The sequence below is a fragment of the Achromobacter anxifer genome, assembly GCF_903652925.1.
GTDB lineage: Bacteria > Pseudomonadota > Gammaproteobacteria > Burkholderiales > Burkholderiaceae_B > Achromobacter > Achromobacter anxifer.
In genome coordinates this window covers 1-20,136 of record NZ_CAHLAR010000024.1, presented here as the reverse complement: position 1 = coordinate 20,136, position 20,136 = coordinate 1, and the positions used below count along the sequence as shown (strand labels likewise).

The following is a 20,136-nucleotide window of genomic DNA, read 5'->3' as shown; positions in this document are numbered from 1 at the left end:
CCCACGCGGCCCGGCCGACCAGGAATACAGAATGACCATCAATTTGGCGCCGATGCAGCGGGAGAACATGACCGCCCGCATCTATCGTGAAATCAAGCAGAAAATCATGATGGGTGAGCTGCGGCCCGGCGACACCATCACCCTGCGCTCGATCACCGATAGCCTGGGCGTGAGCCAGACGCCCGTGCGCGAGGCCCTGTTGCAGCTGGTGTCGGAACGCGCCCTGACGCTCAGCCCGGGCAAATCGGTCAAGGTGCCCGAATTGACGGTGGCCCAGCTGCAGGAACTGCGCAGCATCCGGCTGGAACTGGAATGCTTCGCGGCCCGCCGCGCCCTGCCCCACGCAACGCCGGCGCTGATCGCCGAATTGCGCGCCATCCATGCCAGCCTGATGGATAGCCGCAAGCAGCAGTTGATGGCTCCGGTGCTGGCGCGCAACTTCGATTTCCACTTCGCCCTGTACTCGGCCGCGCAGATGCCGCATCTGCTGTTCATGATCGAGAACCTGTGGGTACAGACGGCCTCGTACCTGTCCTACCTCTACACCCCGCCCTTCCCGGTCCTGCCCGACGGGCATCCGCATGAAGGCATCATCGCGGCCCTGGAGGCCGGCGACGCCGAAGCCCTGGTGCGCGAGATCCGACGCGACATCGAAGGCCACGGCGAATTCCTGATCCGCTATCTCACGGAACACGGCCTGGTGAAGTGAGCGCTAGGCGCCCCAGCTAGACGTCCCCACCCAGCAACATCACCAGCTTCAAATCCGGGTGGGTCGCCAGCCGGAACGTGATCTGCTGATACGCCAGCTTGCCGCGACGCGGATGCTGGAATTCGCGCAGGCCGCCTTCGCGCTCCACCACGGCGTGGCGCGTCCACCAATGCGCGAAGACCGGGCTTTGCCGGTTCAGCGAGTCCAGCAACGCCAGCACCGCCGATTCATCCAGGTGCGCGCCGGCGTCGGCGCGGAACTCCGCCACCACGCGGCGCGCGCGCTGGTCCCAGTCCACCACCAGCTCGCGCGCGGCGGGGTCCAGGAAGATGTAGCGCAGCAGATTGGGTTCGGCGTCGCGCGCCGGCCAGTTGTCGAACAGGTCGCGCAGCGGTTCGTTGCAGGCCAACACGTTCCAGGCGCGGTCCAGCACATAGGCCGGAGCGTTGATGGCGTTCACGCATTCCTGCAAGGGCCCGGGCGCGCCGCCGGCGTCGTCGCGGGCGTGCTGCGGATCGGCGCAATCGGCCAGGTCGAACAGGTAGGCGCGTTCGGCCCGGGCCAGTTGCAGCACCCCGGCAATGCGCGACCAGACCGAGGGCGATACCGACACTTCGCGTCCCTGTTCGATCCAGGTGTACCAGGTGACGCTGATGCCGCAGAGCTGGGCGACCTCTTCGCGCCGCAGCCCCGGGGTGCGGCGGCGCATGCCTTCGGGCAGGCCGGCCATCTGGGGCGTGATGCGGGAACGGGCGCTGCGCACGAATTCGCCCAGCGCCTGGCGGCGCAGGGGGGAGCCTTCGTGGCCGGCGGCCGCGGTCTGGGGGGCAGTATTCATACCAGGATCAGCAATGGGCTTGTACGTGTATGGACAGCCGCCTATCTTAGCGCCTGGGCCGCCCCTTCCACCTTTCCCCCGCATCCGGAGCGGCCCCAGCCACCCAAGGATTCCCATGACTTCCAGCACGCATGACGCAGCCGTCGACCGCCAGTTCAGCCCGCGCGCGACCGCCTATCTGACCAGCGCCGTACACGCCCAGGGTGAAGACCTGCTGCAGATGGCCGGCATCGCCGCGCAGCATCCCGCGGCCCGCTTGCTGGACCTGGGCTGTGGCGGCGGACACGTCAGCTTCCATGTGGCGCCCCACGTCAAGCACGTCACCGCCTACGACTTGTCGCAGCAGATGCTCGACGTGGTGGCGGGCGAAGCCGCCAAGCGCGGGCTGGCCAACCTGACGACCTGTCAGGGCAAGGCCGAATACCTGCCGTTCGGCGACGGCGAGTTCGACCTGGTGATGTCGCGCTATTCCACCCACCATTGGCAGGACGCCGGCCGCGGCCTGCGCGAGGCCTTCCGCGTGCTGAAGCCGGGCGGCATCGCCGTGTTCGCCGACGTGGTCTCGCCGGGCGAGCCGCTGCTGGACACGTGGCTGCAGACCATCGAAGTGCTGCGCGACACCTCGCATGTGCGCGACTACTCGGTCGCCGAGTGGACCCGCATGCTGACCGAGGCTGGCTTCACCTTGCAGGGCCTGTCGCCGCGCCGCCTGCCGCTGGAATTCCAGTCGTGGGTCACGCGCATGCGCACGCCGGACACGCTGGTGGCGGCGCTGCGCCACATGTACGGCATCGCGCCGGACGTGGTGCGCACGCATTTCGAGGTGCAGGAAGACGCCTCCTTCACCAGCGACACGGCCACCATCGTGGTGCGCAAGCCGGGCTGATTCCGCCGGCTTGCCGCGGGGCCTGCTCGACAGCACCCGCTCCTGCCTGTATAGGTACGGCTTCACCAGAATCCGCACAGGTAAGGAAGCGTCATGTCCGATACGTCCAAGCAGCCCCCGTCCGCCAAGTCCCTGCCCGACCTGACCGTCACCGAGGCCGCGGCCCTGATCCGGCAAGGGCGCCTCACCAGCCTGGCGTTGACCGAAGCCTGCCTGGACCGCATCGGCACCCGCGGCGACCTCAACGCTTTCATCACCGTGGACCGCGACGGCGCGCTGGCCCAGGCCCGCGCCAGCGACGCGGCCCGCGGCCAGGCAGGCCAAGCCGCGCTACCGTTGGCCGGCGTGCCCATCGCCATCAAGGACAACATCCACGTCGCCGGCCTGCCCAATACGGCGGGCACGCCCGCACTGAAGCATTTCCGCCCGGCCGAGGATGCGCCGGTGGTGCAACGGCTGCGCGCGGCCGGGGCCGTCATCGTGGGCAAGACCCATATGCACGAATTGGCGTTCGGGGTGTCGGGCTACAACACCGCCTACCCCGGCGCGCGCAGCGTCGGCACGCGCAATGCCTACGACCCCAGCCTGATCGCAGGCGGCTCGTCCTCGGGCAGCGGCGCGGCGGTGGGCGCGCGCCTGACGCCGGCCGCCCTGGGCACGGACACGGGCGCATCGGTGCGCCTGCCCGCCGCGGTGAACGGCGCGGTCGGCTTCCGGCCCTCGGTGGGCCGCTATGACGGCGCCGGCATCACGCCCATCTCGCACACGCGCGACACGCCCGGGCCCATCGCCAACAGCATGGACGACATCGTGCTGCTGGACGCGGTGCTGGCGGACGACCGCGAACCGCTGCGCGCCCTGCCCGCGGCCGGCCTGCGCCTGGGCCTGTGCAGCTATTTCTGGAAGGACCTGGACCCGCAAGTGCAGGACGTCATGGACGCCGCGCTCGACCGGCTGCGCGCAGCTGGCGTGCAACTGGTGGAACTGGACATGCCGGGCCTGGAAGCCAGCAATGCCGCGGTCGGCATGCCGGTCTGCCTGCATGAACAGAAAGGCGACCTGACGGACTACCTGGCCCGCTACGGCACGGGCGTCAGCTTCGACCAGGTGGTGGCACAGATCTCCAGCCCCGACGTCAAGGCGATCTTCGATGGCCTGATCGTGCCGGGCGTGCTGCCCCTGCCCTCGGGCGAGGTGCTGGAACTGCAACCCCTGTACGAACGCGCGATGGCGACGCATCGGGACGAATTGATCGAGGTGTACCGCCGCGCCTTCCGCGACCACACGCTGGATGCCCTGCTGTTCCCCACCACACCCGTCCTGCCCATGGCTGCGACGCCGGACGCCAGCAGCCTGGAGAACTTCAGCCGCCTGGCACGCAACGTCGACCCCGGCAGCAACGCCGGCCTGCCCGGGCTGAGCGTGCCCGCGGGGCTGTCGGCGCAAGGATTGCCGGTGGGCCTGGAAATCGACGGGCTGCCGGACGAAGACCGCAAGATCCTCGCGATCGGGCTGACCCTGGAATCCGTCCTGGGCCGCCTGGCGGGTCCGCGGCGCTAGCACGCAGAAAAAAAGCCGGCCCCAGGGCCGGCTTTTTCATACGCGAGCAACTCAGCCCAGATTGGGCGCCAGCGTCCGCTTCAGATCCTCGATGCTGCGGCCGCTGCGGGCGGCGTAGTCCTGCAGCTGGTCTTCGCCGATCACGCCCACATTGAAATACTGCGACTGCGGGTGGCTGAAGTAGAAGCCGGACACGCTGGAGGCCGGGTACATGGCGTAGCTGTCGGTCAGCATCATGCCGATGTCGGCGCCGTCCAGCACGCGGAACATGTCGGTCTTGATGACGTGTTCCGGGCAGGCCGGATAGCCGGGCGCGGGACGGATGCCCACGTATTTCTCGGCGATCATGTCGTCGTTGGACAGGGCCTCGTCGGGCGCGTAGCCCCACAGGTCCTGGCGCACACGGGCATGCAGGCATTCGGCGAAGCCTTCGGCCAGGCGGTCGGCCAGCGACTTGAGCATGATGCTGGAGTAGTCGTCCAGCGCCTTCTCGAATTCCGCTTCCTTCTTCTCGATGCCCAGGCCCGCCGTGACGGCGAACATGCCGATGTAGTCCAGCTTGCCGCTGGACTTGGGCGCGATGAAGTCGGACAGGCACTTGTTGCTGACGCCTTCGCGCTTGGCGCCCTGCTGGCGCAGGTTGCGGTAGGTGAACAGCACCTCGCTGCGGGTCTCGTCCTTGTAGACCTCGATGTCCTCGTCGTTGATGCTGTTGGCCGGATAGAAGCCCACCACGCCGTTGGCGGTGAGCCAGCGGCCTTCGATGATGCGCTTCATCATGGCCTGGCCGTCGGCGTAGACCTTGCGCGCCTGCTCGCCCACGACCTTGTCGTCCAGGATGGCCGGGAACGGGCCGAACAGGCTCCAGGTCTGGAAGAACGGGCCCCAGTCCACGTACTTGGCGATCTCTGCCAGGTCGTAGCTCTTGAACGTGCGGCGGCCGATGAACTTGGGGCGCGGCGGCGTGTAGTTGTCCCAGTCGATCGCGGGGCGCGAGGCGCGCGCTTCCGCCAGCGGCAGGATGGGCGCGGCCTTGCGGTTGGCGTGGCGGCGGCGCACCTCTTCGTATTCCTCGGCCAGTTCGGCCAGGTAGGCCTCGGACTGGTCGGACATCAGGTTGGTGGCCACGCCCACCGAGCGGCTGGCGTCCGGCACGTAGATCACCGGACCTTCGTAGTTCGGCGCGATCTTCACGGCGGTGTGCACGCGGCTGGTGGTGGCGCCGCCGATCATCAGCGGCAGCTTGCGGCTGCGGAAGTACTCGTCGCGCTGCATTTCGCTGGCCACGTAGGCCATTTCTTCCAGGCTGGGCGTGATCAGGCCGGACAGGCCGACGATGTCGGCGTTCTCTTCCTTGGCCTTTTCCAGGATCTGGGCGCAGGGCACCATCACGCCCATGTTCACGACTTCGAAGTTATTGCACTGCAGGACCACCGACACGATGTTCTTGCCGATGTCGTGCACGTCGCCCTTGACCGTGGCGATGACGATCTTGCCCTTGGCGCGCACGTCGCCGCCGGCGGCCGCGATCTGGCGCTTTTCTTCCTCGATGAAGGGAACCAGGTGGGCCACGGCCTGCTTCATGACGCGGGCCGACTTCACCACCTGCGGCAGGAACATCTTGCCTTCGCCGAACAGGTCGCCCACCACGTTCATGCCGTCCATCAGCGGGCCTTCGATCACTTCGATCGGACGGCCGCCGCGCGCGGCGATCTTCTGGCGCACTTCCTCGGTGTCCTCGACGATGAAGGCGGTGATGCCATGCACCAGCGCATGCGACAGGCGCGCCTCGACCTCGGCATTACGCCAGGTCAGGTCTTCTTCCTTCTTGGCGCCCGAGCCCTTCACGCTGTCGGCGAACTGCACCAGGCGTTCGGTCGGCGTGCGCTCGTCGTCGGCGTCCGTCTTGCCGACGGGCTCGGCGCGGTCCAGCACCACGTCCTCGACCAGGTCGCGCAGCTTGGGATCCAGGTCGGCGTACACGCCCAGCTGGCCGGCGTTGACGATGCCCATCGTCATGCCTTCCTTGACGGCGTAATAGAGGAACACCGTATGGATGGCCTCGCGCATCGGCTCATTGCCGCGGAACGAGAAGCTGACGTTGGACACGCCACCGGAAATGCGGGCGTAGGGCAGGTTTTCGCGGATCCAGCGCGTGCCTTCGATGAAGTCGACGGCGTAATGGTTGTGCTCGTCGATGCCGGTCGCGACCGCGAAGACGTTGGGATCGAAGATGATGTCCTCGGGCGGGAAGCCTTCTTCCTCGACCAGGATCTTGTAGGCGCGGCCGCAGATTTCCTTGCGGCGCTCCAGCGTGTCGGCCTGGCCCAGCTCGTCGAACGCCATCACCACCACGGCCGCGCCGTAGCGGCGGCACAGGCGCGCATGGTGGCGGAAGGGCTCCAGCCCTTCCTTCATGGAGATCGAGTTCACCACGGGCTTGCCCTGCACGCACTTCAGGCCTTCCTCGATGACTTCCCACTTGGAGCTGTCGATCATGATCGGCACGCGCGCGATGTCGGGCTCGGAGGCGATCAGATTGAGGAAGCGGCGCATGCAGGCCACCGAATCCAGCATCGCCTCGTCCATGTTGATGTCGATGATCTGCGCGCCGTTCTCGACCTGCTGGCGGGCCACGGCCAGCGCCTCGTCGTATTTCTCTTCGCGGATCAGGCGGGCGAACATCTTGCTGCCCGTCACGTTGGTGCGTTCGCCCACGTTGACGTAGAGCGTGTCTTCGTCGATGTTCAGCGGCTCCAGGCCCGACAGGCGGGTCTTCACCGCAATGTCCGGCACGGCGCGCGGGGTCAGCGACATGACCTTGGCCGCGATCTCGCGGATGTGGTCCGGCGTGGTGCCGCAACAGCCGCCCGACATGTTCACCAGGCCGGCCCGCGCGAACTCTTCCAGCAGCGCGGAGGTGTCGGCCGGGGTTTCGTCGAAGCCGGTCTCGGCCATGGGGTTGGGCAGGCCGGCGTTGGGATAGACGCAGACGTAGGTGTCGCAGATGCGGGCCAGTTCGGCCACGTAGGGGCGCATCAGCGCCGCGCCCAGCGCGCAGTTCAGGCCGATGGTGATGGGGCGCGCGTGGCGCACCGAGTTCCAGAAGGCTTCCACGGTCTGGCCGGACAGGATGCGGCCCGACGCGTCGGTCACGGTGCCCGAGATCATGACAGGCAGGCGCACGCCGCGCGCCTCGAACACTTCCTCGGTGGCGAAGATCGCCGCCTTGGCGTTCAGGGTGTCGAAGATGGTTTCGATCAGGACGATGTCGATGCCGCCGTCCAGCAGGCCGTTGAGCTGCTCGACATAGGCGACTCGCAGTTCCTCGAAGGTAACGTTGCGCGCGCCCGGATCGTTCACGTCCGGCGAAATGGACGCCGTCTTCGGCTGCGGGCCCAGCGCGCCGGCCACGAAGCGCGGCCGCTCGGGCGTGCTGTAGGCGTCACAGGCCTCGCGCGCCAGGCGCGCGGACACCAGGTTCAGCTCGTAGGCCAGTTCCGGCAGCTCATAGTCGCCCTGCGCGATGGTGGTGGCGCCGAAGGTATTGGTCTCGATGACGTCGGCGCCCGCTTCCAGGTACTGGCGGTGGATCTCGGAGATCACGTCCGGACGCACCAGCGACAGCAGTTCATTGTTGCCCTTCACGTCCTTGCCGTGGCCAGCGAAACGCTCGCCGCGGAAGTCCGCTTCGCCCAGCTTGTAGCGCTGGATCATGGTGCCCATGGCGCCATCCAGGATCAGGATGCGCTTGCCCAGCAGGCGGGCGAATTCGCCGCCGTGGGTATAGGCTTCGGGCGGGTAAGGCAGGCGGGGATACGACACGGGCAGGTCCGGATGGCGTTGGCGACGGCGGCGCAGTGTGGCTAAAAAGCGAAAAACGCCGCAAAAACAAGCCATGATCGTAACAAAATGGGCCTATCCCCGCCTCGCGGTGATACAGTTCGGCCCCGAATCGGTGCTTTCGGCGCACAGGGCCGGCAAGAACGCAACACTTGCCAGCCGCGCGCGAAAGGTAAACGGGAAACAGGAAGACTCCCCCAGGACTGCCGCCCCACAAGGCGCAGGCACCCCTGGCTCCAGCCTGTGCTGCCCCCGCAACGGTCCCCATGCGCGCGAAACGCCCATGGCAGCCCGATACCGGCCTGTTCGATCGCAAGGAAGTCCGCGCATTGCCGCCTGGCCCTCACCGGCCCGCCGCGGCCGGATCTCCTCCCCATCGTGAATGACCTGCGGGGTCGCGGGTCGCATCGAGGTCACCGTAGATGAAAATCCGCTCCATCCGCCGCTATGCCGGCGCCCTGCTCTGTTCCGCTCCGGCCGTCGCCGCCGCCCAGCAGGCCGACTCCTCCACTCCCCAGCTCGACGCCATTACCGTTACCGCCCAGCGCGTGCCGACCGACGGCCGCACGCTGCCCGTGTCCATCTCGGTCATCACCGCCGAAGACATCGCCGCGGCTAGCGCCCGCACCATGCAGGACCTGCTGTCGACCCAGGCCGGCATCCACCTGATCAACAACAGCAGCTCCAGCGACAACTCCATCGTCGACCTGCGCGGTTTCGGCATCACCGGCGCCAGCAACACGCTGATCCTGATCGACGGCGTCAAGCAGAACACCAACGACCTGTCGGCCCCCAGCCTGGGCGTGGTGCCGCTGGATCAGGTGGAACGCATAGAAATCGTGCGCGGCAGCGGCTCGGTGCAATACGGCGGCGGCACCACCGGCGGCGTGATCAACATCATCACCCGCTCCGATTTCTCCAAGGAGCCGGTGAGCGCGCGCGCCACCGCCACCTTCGGCAGCTACGGCCTGCGCCAGTACGACGCCGCCGTGGCCATGAACAACGAAAAGGTCGGCATCGACGCCTACATGCAGTCGCTGCACAGCGACGGCTACCGCGACCACAGCGGCGAGCGCCGCGAGGGCGGCGGCGGCGGCATCACCTTCCGCCACGACGACGGCTCGATCCGCCTGTACGGCCGCACCACCACCCAGAAGCTGGACCTGCCCGGTCCGCGCACGATCTACCCGGCCACGGGCGTGAACGAGTACGAGGACGATCGGCGCGGCGCGAAGAACGACGTCGACTACATCAAAACCACCACCACCACCTTCGGCCTGCAGGTCGAGCAGGCCATCGGCGCTGGCACCCTGTACGCCGACCTGTCGACCCGCGAAAAGAAGCTGAACGGCCTGTCGTACGACGGCTTCGGCGACACCCTGCGCGACCAGAAGCTGGAAGAGAACATCGCCAGCGTGCGCTACCGCCTGCCGATCAACGGCGGCCACAGCATCGTCTTCGGCGCCGACGGCCAGGAGGCCAAGACCACGGCCAACCAGAACGCCTACTACGACTTCCAGCCGTCGAAGTGGCAATCGCGCCAGCACCAGTACGGCCTGTTCGCCGAAGGCCAGGTGCGCGCCACCGACACCACTTACCTCACGGCCGGCGTGCGCCGCCAGTACGCATCCGACGACCTGGAAGTGATCTCCGGCTCGGGCACGGCCTCCGACCGCAGCAACCATCTGACCGCCTGGCAGCTGGGCGTGCGCCAGGAACTGCCCGCCGGCTTCGGCGTGTACGGCAAGGTCGGCCGCAGCTTCCGCCTGCCCAACGCCGACGAACTGCTGTCGGTGCAGACCCCGCTGGCGCCGCAGACTTCCACCGACAAGGAAATCGGCGTGACCTGGCAGTCGGCCAGCAGCAGCGCCCGCCTGTCGTACTTCCGCTATGACCTGACCAACGAGATCCAGTACAACCCGCTGGCCGACGGCATCTGGGGCCCGGGCACCGGCTCGAACACGAACCTGGATCCGACCCGCCGCCAAGGCATCGAACTGGAAGGCCACACCGCCATCTCCAGCAGCGTGTCGCTGGACGCGAACCTGACCTGGATGCAGGCGCAATTCCGCTCCGGCACCTACGCCGGCGTGGACCTGGCGGGCAAGACCGTGCCGCTGGCGCCCAAGTGGCTGGCCAATGCCGGCGTGACCTGGCGTCCCACCGACGCGTTCCTGTGGAACGTGGCAGCGCAATACGTGGGCAAGTCGCGCATGGACAACGACCAGGCCAACCAGTTCGGCAAGGAGCTGGACGCCTACGTGTTGTTCAACACCAAGCTGGCCTACAAGTTCACGCGCAACATCGAAGGCGCCGTCGGCGTGAACAACATCTTCGACCGCCAGTACGCCAGCTACGGCATCCGCGGCGGCAATGCGTTGGGCCCGGTCGCCAACTACAGCCTGTACCCCGCCCCCGGCCGCAACTTCTACGCGTCGCTCACGCTGCGCTACTGATCGCGGCATTCCGATATAGTCGGCGTTCCCCCCCTGGCTATATCGGCTTCCTGCATGACCCACGCAAGCGCCTACCCTCGCATCGTTCCGGGGCTGTTCCTGGCCCTGGGCGCGCTGCTGGGCGCGGCTTGCGCGGCGGCAGGTCCCGAGGCAAGTTCCCAGGCAAGTTCAGCCGCAAGTCCGGCGCCGGCTGCTACGCCGGCGTCCGCTTCGACCGCGGCCATCCAGGTCCGCGATGACCAGGGCCGCGTGGTTTCGCTGGCCGCGCCCGCCCGGCGCGCCGTCACCCTGGCCCCGCACGCCACCGAGCTGGTCTTTGCCGCGGGCGCGGGCGACCGCCTCGCCGCCACCATCCGCGGCAGCGACTACCCGCCCGCGGCCCGCCAGTTGCCCGTGATCGGCGACGGCATCCAGCCCGACCCCGAGCGCGTGGCCGCCGTCCGTCCCGACCTGCTGATCGCGTGGCAGCCCGCCGCCGCCGCGCCGCTGGCGCGCGTGATGGACAAGCTGGGCGTGCCCGTGTTCTACAGCGATCCGCCGACCCTGGCCGCGATTCCCGACGCGGTCGAGCGCATGGGCGTGCTGTTCGGCACCGAGGCGCAGGCGCGGCCCGCGGCCCAGGCCCTGCGCGCCCGCCTGGACGCCCTGGCGGCGCGCTACGCCGGCCGCCGTCCGGTGCGCGTCTTCGTGCAGGCGGGCCTGGACCCCGTCTACACCCTGAACGACAGCAGCATCGTCAGCGATGCCCTGCGCCTGTGCGGCGGCGTCAACGTCTTCGGCCAGGCGCCCGTGGTGGCGCCGCAAGTCACCGTGGAAAGCGTGCTGGCGGCCCGCCCGGAGGCCGTGCTGGCCGGCATTTCCCGCCCCGAGGACGCCGCCCGCAACCTGGCCGCCTGGCAGGCGCTGGGGCTTCCGGCCGCCCGGCAGGGGCATGTGTACGGCGTCGACGCCGACGCCCTGTACCGCCCGGGTCCGCGCCTGATCGACGCCGCCGAGGCGATCTGCGCGGACCTGGACCGGCTGCGCTGATCCGGGCCGGTTGCGCTGAACCGATAGCGTCGGCCGGGACCGGTTGCCCCGACCAGGGCAGATTGCACAGCCCCTCCCCCCGTGCCCGCACGATCCGCAAATAGTGGAACGCCGCATTTCATCGCATGCTCCTGCCGTGCGGCGCGGTGCTTTATCATTCGTCCAACGTATCGCCAGCCTCCGCGGGCCTCGCATCGTGCGCACCCGCTCTTTGAACCTCCGCCATGACCACTCAAGACACCCTCACCATCGCCGGCCGCGCCTACTCGTCGCGCCTGCTCGTCGGCACCGGCAAGTACAAGGACTTTCAACAGACCCGCGAGGCGCTGGACGCCAGCGGCACCGAGATCGTCACCGTCGCGATCCGCCGCACCAACATCGGCCAGAACGCGGGCGAACCGAACCTGCTGGACTACGTCCCGCCGTCGAAATTCACGCTGCTGCCCAACACCGCCGGCTGCTACAGCGCCGACGACGCCGTGCGCACGCTGCGCCTGGCGCGCGAGCTGCTGGACGGCCACGACCTGGTGAAGCTGGAAGTGCTGGGCGATCCGCACACCCTGTTCCCCAACATGCCCGAGACCCTGAAGGCCACCAAGACGCTGGTGGACGAAGGTTTCAAGGTCATGGTGTATTGCACCGACGATCCCATCCAGTGCCGCATGCTGGAAGACCTGGGCGCCGTCGCGGTGATGCCGCTGGCCTCGCTGATCGGCTCGGGCATGGGCATCCTGAACCCCTGGAACCTGCGCCTGATCATCGAACAGGCCCGCGTGCCCATCGTGGTGGACGCCGGCGTGGGCACCGCGTCCGACGCCGCCATCGCCATGGAACTGGGCTGCGACGCAGTCCTGATGAACACGGCCATCGCCGGCGCGCGCGATCCCATCCTGATGGCCAGCGCCATGAAGAAGGGCGTGGAAGCCGGCCGCGAGGCCTTCCTGGCCGGACGCATGCCCAAGAAGCTGTACAGCGGCGCCCCCAGCTCGCCCACCGAAGGCCTGATCACGGCAGGCGCCCCCAAATGAGCAGCCGCCAGCAGGCCGCCAGCGGCCGCCCCATCCCCAACGCGCTGACCATCGCCGGCGTCGACCCGTCCGGCGGCGCCGGCATCCTGGCCGACGTCAAGGCCATGAGCGCGCTGGGCGCCTACGGCTGCGCCGTGATCGCCGCGCTGACCGCGCAGAACACCCAGGGCGTCACCGGCATTTCGGCGGTTCCGCCGGCCTTTGTCGGCCAGCAGATCGACACCCTGTTCGCGGACGTGCGCATCGACGCGGTCAAGATCGGCATGCTGGGCCAGCAGCCGGTGATCCAGGTGGTGGCCGAAAAACTCGCCAAGTGGGCCCCGGCCCACGTGGTGCTGGACCCGGTCATGGTGGCCAAGAGCGGCGACCTGCTGCTGGAGCGCGACGCCGTGGGCGCCATGCGCGAGGCCATGCTGCCCCAGGCCACCCTGTTGACGCCCAACCTGCCCGAGGCCGGCGTGCTGCTGGAAGAGCGCCCGGTGGAGACCGTCAAGGAAATGCGGCGCGTGGCCGAACGCCTGCGCAACAAGCTGGCGCATTCGGGCGAGCGCTGGGTGCTGGTCAAGGGCGGCCACCTGCCCGGCAACGACACCATCGACCTGCTGCACGACGGCGACCGCATGATCGAGCTGCCCGGCCACCGCATCGAGACCGCCAACACCCACGGCACCGGCTGCACCCTGTCGGCGGCGCTGGCCGCGCTGCTGCCGCAAACCGGGGACGTGCCCGAGGCCGCGCGCCGCGCCAAGGCCTACCTGACGGAAGCCATCCGCCACGCCGAGCGCCTGTCGGTGGGCTCGGGCCACGGCCCGGTGCACCACTTCCACGCCTGGTGGTAGCCGGACACGGCGCCTGAAACATCTGTCGGCGGGGCCGGGCGTCACAGTACGCTACGAATCGGTACAATGGTCAGTTGATTCCTCTGTTTTTTCTGACCGTCATGAACGCTTCGACCCTGCCCGACGTAGAACAAGCCCGCTTCAACATGGTGGAACAGCAGATCCGCCCCTGGGACGTTCTGGACGCCAACGTGCTGCAAGCGCTGTTCGATGTGCGCCGCGAACAATTCGTTCCGCCGGCCCTGCGCGCGCTGGCGTTTTCCGACCTGGAACTGCCGCTTGAAATCAACGCGGTCAACACCCGCCAGAACATGCTGGCGCCCAAGGTGGAAGCCCGCCTGGCGCAAGAGCTGCTGCTGACCAAGTCCGACTGCGTGCTGGAAATCGGCACCGGCTCCGGCTACCAGGCCGCGCTGCTGGGCTACCTGGCGCAACAGGTCACCTCGGTCGAGATCGACAGCCGCCTGGTGACGTTCGCGCAGCAGAACCTGCAGATGAACAACGTCACCAACGTCAAGGTCGAAACCGGCGACGCCCGCAACGGCTGGGGCTCCACCGAATACGACGCCATCCTCGTCACGGGTTCCGTGCCGACCGTCCCCGATGCGCTGAAGTACCAGCTGCGCGTGGGCGGCCGCCTGGTCGTGGTCGTGGGCCAGGCGCCCGTCATGACGGCCTGTCGCATCACCCGCACCACCGCGGCCAGCTTCGAAACGGTGAACCTGTTCGAAACCGTCATCAAGCCGCTGCGCGGCGTCGCGGTCTCCCAGTTCAAGTTCTGATCCCCAACCCTGCCGCCGGGCGCCAGCCCTCCTGACGGGGCCGCCGCGCCCCGGGCGGCCCGGCGTATCGTTGACCACCATGCGTTTCCGATTGCTAACGGCTTTACTGGTTTTTACCTGCGCCGCGAGCGTCGGCCCCGCGCCCGTCCGCGCGCAGAACCTGATCCAGGTCTGGCAATCCGCGCTGGGCAATGACCCCATCTATGCCGCCGCGCGCGCCAACTACCGCGCCGGCCTCGAAAAGGAACCGCAGGCCCGCTCCCTGCTCCTGCCCCTGATCACCGGCCAGGCCGGCGGCGCCTACCAGGAAACCCGCAGCACCCGCGGCCTGGGCGTGGCCTACAGCGGCGGCCGGGGCGTCTGGGATCTGTCCCTGACCCAGCCGCTGTTCGACTGGGGCCGCTGGCAGAACTTCGAGCAATCCAAGCTGATCGTCGCGGACGTCGAGGTGCAGTTGCAGCAGGCCTACCAGGACCTGCTGCTGCGCGTCGCCGACGCCTACTTCAACGTGCTCTATGCCCAGGACACGCTGACCGCCACCGAGGCCGAGAAGGCCGCCGTGGCCGGGCAGCTGGAGTCCGCCAAGCGCAATTTCGAGCTGGGCAACGCCACCATCACCGACACCTACGAGGCGCAGGCGCGCTACGACCTGGTGGTGGCGCAGGAACTGCGCCTGCAGAACGACCTGGACGTGCGCCGCGACGAACTGGCCAAGATCATCGGCTCGCCGCCCGGCGCGCTGGCCGAACTGCCCTACGGCGTGCAACTGCCATCGCCGCAGCCCGCGCGCGTGGCCGACTGGAGCAACCAGGCCGAGGCATCCAGCCTGGACGTGCTGCGCGCGCAGTTGCTGACCCGCATCGCGGGACGCGAGATCCAGATCGCCAAGAGCGGCCACTACCCCACCCTGAACCTGCGCGCCACCAGCGGCAGCGCCAGCGACGCCGTCATGCGCAACGCCGCGCCGGGCAAGCCCATCGACAACACGATCGGCGTGGTGCTGTCGATTCCGCTGTACGCGGGCGGCGGCGTCTCGTCGCAAGTGACGGAAAAGGTCCAGCTGGAACAGAAGGCGCGCCACGACTACGAGGCGGCGCGCCGCCAGGCGGTGCAGTCCGCGCGCCAGTACTACACCGGCGTGACCAGCGGCCTGGCCCGCATCCAGGCGCTGGAGGCCGGCGAAAAATCCAGCCGCGCCGCGGTCGAAGCCAACCGCACCGGCTACGAGGTCGGCGTGCGCATCAACCTGGACGTGCTCAACGCGCAGCAGCAGCTGTATGCGACCCAGCGCGACCTGGCGCTGGCGCGCTACAGCACCGTTCTCGCCAGCCTGCGCCTGAAGGCCACCAGCGGCATCCTGGCCGAAGCGGACCTGGAAGCGATCAACCGCCTGCTGCGCGACGCGCGCTGAAGCGGCGACCGGAGCGCCGGCTAGGCGCTCTGGATCTTCTTCACGAGCGCGGTGGTGGAGCGCTCGAATTCAAATGGAATGGCGACGGCGCGGCCGCCCCAGGTCTTGACCAGGGCGGTCTCGGGCAGCTTTTCCATGTCGTAGTCGCCGCCCTTGACGATCAGGTCGGGCTGCAACTGGCCGATCAGGGCTTCGGGCGTGTCTTCATGGAACGACGTGACCACAGTCACGAAGCCCAGCGCCGCCAGCAGGGCGGCGCGGTCTTCCATGCGGTTCAGCGGGCGCTCCGCGCCCTTGCCCAGGCGGCGCACCGACTCGTCGGTGTTGACCGCCACCACCAGGGTCGCGCCCAGCTGGGCGGCCTGGTCCAGGTAGGTCGCGTGGCCCCGGTGCAGGATGTCGAAGACGCCGTTGGTGAACACCAGCGGCCGCGGATAGCGGCCGGCGGCGACGGCGGCGACGCATTCGTCGCGGGACAGGACCTTGGATTCGAAACGGGCGGCAGGCATGCGGCGATTGTATCGCCCCGCCTCAGGCGCCCGCCAGGACGATCTGCTTTTCCTTGGGCACGATCAGGGCCGTCATTTCCTTGCGGTAGCGGTTCAGGTCCTTCACCGTTTCGAAGCTGCGGTCCATCAGCTTGGACAGGATGTGCAGGATGCGGGTGGCGACCTTCTGTTCCCACACGCCATCGAAGCGGATCTGCGTGTCCAGCCAGTGCTCCAGCCAACCCGGCTCCGGCAGGCGCGACTGCACCGTGTCGTTGGGGAACAGGTCCTTGTTCACGTGCAAGTTGGTCGGGTGCAGGGCCTGCTGCGTGCGGCCGGCCGAGGCCATCAGCACGCCGATCTTGGAGAAAGCCAGGCGGGCCTGCTCGCTCGTGTCCTGGCCGCGGTCGTGCAGCGCGCGGCGCATGTATTGCAGATAAGCGCCGGCGTGGCGCGCCTCGTCCTGCGCCACGGTCTTGTAGATGGCCTTGATGACCGGTTCCGTGTGCCATTCGGCGGCGCGGCGGTACCAGTGGTTCAGGCGGATCTCGCCGCAGAAATGCAGCATCAGGGTTTCCAGCTCGGGCGCGGCGTCGAACTCGAAGCGCACGTTGTGCAGTTCTTCCTCGGTGGGCACCAGGTCCGGACGGAAGCGGCGCAGGTATTCGATCAGCACCAGCGAATGCTTCTGCTCTTCAAAGAACCACACCGACATGAACGCGCAGAAATCGCTGTCGCCGCGATTGTCGCGCAGGAACATCTCGGTGGCCGGCAAGGCGGCCCATTCCGTGATGGCGTTCATCTTGATCGTGTGGGCCTGCTCGTCCGAGAGCTTGCTGCGATCGAAGTCGCCCCAGGGAATGTCATGCGCCATGTTCCAGCGCACGGCTTCCATGGTCTTGAAGAGTTCAGGATAAAGCATGGTTTGCCCTTGTATAGGTCCCGCTAGTGGGGCTATAGATATAGAGATTTATGAATGGCGCGCGCCTTACAGGCGAGGACGCTGCATTCTTCCGCCGCAGCGCTATTTTTCGCCGTGTCCCGCGAAGCTATGATGACCGTTTCATGAATGAAACATGACAGATACCGTCTAGATCATCGCGCCGCCTACCGAGTCAAGGCCCATATCGCGACCCCGATGGCGGCAGCCGCCACCCCAACCAGCGCTGCAACCAGCCGGTTGTTCTGTTCCTGGGCCCGCCGCAACTGGATCATCTCTGTCAGCAAGGCTGGCGAGACATTGGGACGGCTCAGGTGGTCATGGACCAGCCTGGGTAAAGCGGGCAGCATTTGCGACCACTGCGCGGCTTCCTTTTCCAGGCTTTGGCGCAAGCCCTTGAACCCGACGCGCTGGCGCATCCAGCGTTCCAGGTAGGGCTTGGCAGTCTTCCAGAGATCCAGGTTGGGATCGAGCTGGCGGCCCAATCCTTCAACGTTCAGCAGGGTCTTCTGCAACAGGACCAGCTGCGGCTGGATCTCCACGTTGAACCGGCGCGAGGTCTGGAACAGGCGCAACAGCACCTGGCCCAGCGAAATCTCGGACAATGGCCGGTCAAAGTACGGTTCGCAGACGGCGCGCACGGCGCCCTCCAGCTCTTCTTCGCGCGTATCGGCGGGCACCCAGCCCGACTCGATATGCAGCTGCGCCACGCGGCGGTAATCGCGGTGGAAAAAGGCCAGGAAGTTCTGCGCCAGGTAATTCTTGTCGAACTCGGACAGCGAACCCACGATGCCGAAGTCCAGCGCGATGTAGCTGCCCAGCGTTTCGGGGCGGTCCGACACGTAGATGTTGCCCGGGTGCATGTCGGCGTGGAAGAAGCCGTCGGTGAAGACCTGCGTGAAGAAGATCTCCACGCCGGTGCGCGCCAGGGTCGGGATGTCGATGCCCGCCTCGCGCATGCGTTCCACCTGGCCTACCGGCATGCCGTACATGCGCTGCATGGTGAAGACCGTGGACGCCGTGTATTCCCAGATCACTTCGGGCACGATCAGCATGTCGCCGCGGCCGGACTCGGGGCCGAAATTACGGCGCAGCTGGCTGCAGTTGGACGCTTCGCGCACCAGGTCCAGCTCGTCGTGCAGGTACTTGTCGAACTCGGCCACCACCTCGCGCGGCTTCAGGCGCCGGCCATCGGCGCCCAGGCGCTCGATGATGCGCGCCACCACCTTCAGCAGCGACAGGTCCTTCTCGATGATGCTGAGCATGCCCGGACGCAGCACCTTCACCGCGACCTCGCGGCCGTCGTGCAGCACGGCGAAGTGCACCTGCGCGATCGAGGCAGAGGCCACCGGATCCACCTCGAACTGCGCGAACAGCTTCTCGGGCGGCGCGCCCAGCGCCGCTTCGATGCAGGCCGCGGCCTGCGCCGAAGGGAACGGCGGCACGCGGTCCTGCAGCAGCGCCAGTTCGTTGGCGATGTCGGCCGGGATCAGGTCGCGGCGGGTGGATAGCACCTGCCCGAACTTCACGAAGATGGGGCCCAGCGATTCCAATGCCAGGCGCAGCCTCAAGCCGCGCGGCTTGCGCGGCCGCGTGCCCAGGCGGATGACGCGCAGCAGGCAGGTGGCCAGTGGATGGTTCAGGCTGGAGAGCACCAGCTCATCCAGGCCATAGCGCAACGAAACCAGAATGATGCGGAAGAGGCGCAGCAAGGGAAACATGTATCAGGCGCCCCGCTTTGCGCTGGCGGATGCCAGACGGGTTTGCAGCGCGGCCGCCGAACGGGCCAGCGCATCGGCGCGGGCATTCAGTTCGGCCAGGTCCAGGCGCCATTGCTCCAGCGCCGGGCGGCCCGCCAGCATGCCGCTTTCCTCGGACAGGTATTCGGACACGTTCTCGGCCAGGCGCAGGCTGGAGGTGCGCACGCCGCCGGCCGCCGCGCGGGCGCCGCCCACGATGCGCAGCGCTGCGATGTCGCCCACCACGCGGGCCAGCGCGTCTTCCGGGTCCCAGCGCAGCTGCTTGGACAGGTCCGCCACCACTTGCGCCAGCGCCGCGTCGCCCGAGATATGGGTCGCCTCGGCGAAATCGGGCGTCTCGCGCCCCGCGCCCAGGCGCGGCAGCGGCAGCTTTTCAGGCGCGACCGTCAGGGTCACGTCGGGCACCACGGCCGCATCGGCCTGGGCCGCCAGGCCTTCGCTGTCTATGGTCAGCCCCAGGGCGAAGCCGCCCAGCGCGAAACGCACCGTTTTGCCGGCATGCCGGGCAAGGCGGTCGCGCGCCCAATCCTCGCGCCGCAACAGGGCGTTGAGCGCGCTTACAGCCAATCGCGAGGGGGTGGGCAGGAACGGAAAAGGCAGCATGACGGTCTGCAACGGTCCCGGTTGCCGGGGTTGCGGAAGTTAATGGGCAATTCGGGAGTTTAACGGGTTAGATGGAAGGGTGTTTTGCGCAAGCACATGGAAAAACCGGCCCATGTAGGGCCGGTTCAAACGGATGCCTTGCGGCACCCGCAACGGAGGCTGGGCCAACCAGACTCAGCTGGCGAGATCCACCGGGATCTGCTGGATGCCTGCCAGCAGCCAACCGCCGTTGGCCGGCTTGAACAGGTTCCAGACTTCTTCGAAGCGGAACGCCTCGGTGCCCGGCGCTTCGCGCAGCATGCCCGAGAAGCGCACGCTGGCCAGGTGGCCGTCGGACACCGTTTCGATGCCCAGCAGCTCGGCGTTCAACAGCACCACTTCGGTCTTGTTGGGCGCCGCGCCGCGCTCGGCCAGTTGCGGCTTGAGTTCGGTGATCAGGTCATCGGTCAGGAATTCGCGCAGACCGTCGGTGCTGCCGCTATCCCAGACGGCCTGGATGCGCACGAACTGATCCTTGGCCTGCTTCAGGAAGTTGGGCGTGTCGAAGTCGCCCGGCACGAACCAGTTGTTGTCGTCGCCAGCCTTGGGCAACACGGCCGGAGCCGCGGCGGCGGCGACCGGAGCCGCTGCCGGAGCAGCGGGAGCCGGCTTCAGCGCTTCGCGCCACATGGGCTGCTGTTGCTGTTGCGGCTGCTGGCCCGGAGCGTTGTTGCCGCCGAACGCGCCCTGCGTGGCGGTGCGGGGCGCGGCGCCGCGCAGGCGGCGGACGATGAACATGATGGCGAAGACGACCAGGCCGATCAGCAGCGCGGACGACAGGAATTCGGCGAAAGCGCCGGACAGGCCCATGCTGGAGAGCAGCGCGGCGATACCCAGGCCGGCGGCGATGCCGGCGATGGGGCCGAGCCAGCGCGAAGCGCCGCTCTTGGCGGCGGCGCCCGCGGTGGCGGCGCCGGCCGTGGCC

General features: G+C 67.9%; 16 protein-coding genes. 9 read left to right on the top strand and 7 right to left on the bottom strand.

Annotated features, from left to right (window positions below):
• The first annotated feature begins 31 nt into the window (after window positions 1-31).
• Complete coding sequence (locus HWY37_RS34265; protein WP_175211327.1) at window positions 32-709, top strand: GntR family transcriptional regulator; 678 nt, start codon at window positions 32-34, stop codon at window positions 707-709.
• A gap of 16 nt (window positions 710-725) precedes the next feature.
• On the opposite strand, the gene HWY37_RS34260 is transcribed toward HWY37_RS34265, so the two are convergent.
• Window positions 726-1,547, bottom strand: coding sequence for a helix-turn-helix transcriptional regulator (locus HWY37_RS34260; RefSeq protein WP_175211329.1), 822 nt, complete (start codon window positions 1,545-1,547; stop codon window positions 726-728).
• Between the two features lie 115 nt (window positions 1,548-1,662).
• On the opposite strand from HWY37_RS34260, the gene HWY37_RS34255 reads away from it, so the two are divergent.
• Both HWY37_RS34255 and iaaH read left to right on the top strand, forming a co-directional pair.
• Window positions 1,663-2,433: a class I SAM-dependent methyltransferase gene (locus tag HWY37_RS34255; RefSeq protein WP_176090897.1), complete on the top strand. Its 771-nt coding sequence runs from the start codon at window positions 1,663-1,665 to the stop codon at window positions 2,431-2,433.
• Between the two features lie 93 nt (window positions 2,434-2,526).
• Window positions 2,527-3,993 (top strand): indoleacetamide hydrolase, encoded by a 1,467-nt coding sequence (gene iaaH / locus HWY37_RS34250; RefSeq protein WP_176090896.1) that lies wholly within the window; start codon window positions 2,527-2,529, stop codon window positions 3,991-3,993.
• A gap of 51 nt (window positions 3,994-4,044) precedes the next feature.
• Here iaaH and metH read toward each other — a convergent pair whose 3' ends face one another.
• Complete coding sequence (gene metH, locus HWY37_RS34245; RefSeq protein WP_176090895.1) at window positions 4,045-7,818, bottom strand: methionine synthase; 3,774 nt, start codon at window positions 7,816-7,818, stop codon at window positions 4,045-4,047.
• A gap of 440 nt (window positions 7,819-8,258) precedes the next feature.
• On the opposite strand from metH, the gene HWY37_RS34240 reads away from it, so the two are divergent.
• From HWY37_RS34240 to HWY37_RS34215, 6 genes are all read left to right on the top strand, one after another.
• Window positions 8,259-10,292: a TonB-dependent receptor gene (locus HWY37_RS34240; RefSeq protein ID WP_176090894.1), complete on the top strand. Its 2,034-nt coding sequence runs from the start codon at window positions 8,259-8,261 to the stop codon at window positions 10,290-10,292.
• Window positions 10,293-10,346: 54 nt separating this feature from the next.
• On the top strand, window positions 10,347-11,321 hold the full coding sequence (locus tag HWY37_RS34235; RefSeq protein ID WP_176090893.1) for a cobalamin-binding protein: 975 nt from the start codon (window positions 10,347-10,349) through the stop codon (window positions 11,319-11,321).
• 224 nt (window positions 11,322-11,545) lie between these two features.
• Window positions 11,546-12,349, top strand: coding sequence for a thiazole synthase (locus HWY37_RS34230; protein ID WP_175211684.1), 804 nt, complete (start codon window positions 11,546-11,548; stop codon window positions 12,347-12,349).
• Window positions 12,346-13,188, top strand: coding sequence for a bifunctional hydroxymethylpyrimidine kinase/phosphomethylpyrimidine kinase (thiD, locus tag HWY37_RS34225; RefSeq protein ID WP_176090892.1), 843 nt, complete (start codon window positions 12,346-12,348; stop codon window positions 13,186-13,188). Before HWY37_RS34230 ends, thiD begins: the two co-directional genes overlap by 4 nt.
• Before the next feature lie 101 nt (window positions 13,189-13,289).
• Window positions 13,290-13,970, top strand: coding sequence for a protein-L-isoaspartate O-methyltransferase family protein (locus tag HWY37_RS34220; RefSeq protein ID WP_175211688.1), 681 nt, complete (start codon window positions 13,290-13,292; stop codon window positions 13,968-13,970).
• A 79-nt stretch (window positions 13,971-14,049) separates the two neighbouring features.
• Entirely contained in the window at window positions 14,050-15,381 is a 1,332-nt protein-coding gene (locus HWY37_RS34215; RefSeq protein WP_176090891.1) for a TolC family outer membrane protein, read from the top strand.
• 20 nt (window positions 15,382-15,401) lie between these two features.
• On the opposite strand, the gene HWY37_RS34210 is transcribed toward HWY37_RS34215, so the two are convergent.
• The 5 genes from HWY37_RS34210 to HWY37_RS34190 all read right to left on the bottom strand — a co-directional run.
• Complete coding sequence (locus HWY37_RS34210) at window positions 15,402-15,890, bottom strand: adenylyltransferase/cytidyltransferase family protein (protein ID WP_176090890.1); 489 nt, start codon at window positions 15,888-15,890, stop codon at window positions 15,402-15,404.
• Between the two features lie 22 nt (window positions 15,891-15,912).
• Complete coding sequence (locus HWY37_RS34205; protein ID WP_176090889.1) at window positions 15,913-16,791, bottom strand: ferritin-like domain-containing protein; 879 nt, start codon at window positions 16,789-16,791, stop codon at window positions 15,913-15,915.
• A gap of 185 nt (window positions 16,792-16,976) precedes the next feature.
• A complete protein-coding gene (gene ubiB, locus HWY37_RS34200; protein WP_175211696.1) occupies window positions 16,977-18,530 on the bottom strand; it encodes a ubiquinone biosynthesis regulatory protein kinase UbiB in 1,554 nt (517 codons plus the stop codon).
• A gap of 3 nt (window positions 18,531-18,533) precedes the next feature.
• Window positions 18,534-19,172: a ubiquinone biosynthesis accessory factor UbiJ gene (locus tag HWY37_RS34195; protein WP_176090888.1), complete on the bottom strand. Its 639-nt coding sequence runs from the start codon at window positions 19,170-19,172 to the stop codon at window positions 18,534-18,536.
• A 174-nt stretch (window positions 19,173-19,346) separates the two neighbouring features.
• On the bottom strand, window positions 19,347-20,136 hold a 790-nt coding region (locus tag HWY37_RS34190; protein WP_246302481.1), incomplete at its 5' end, for a Tim44 domain-containing protein.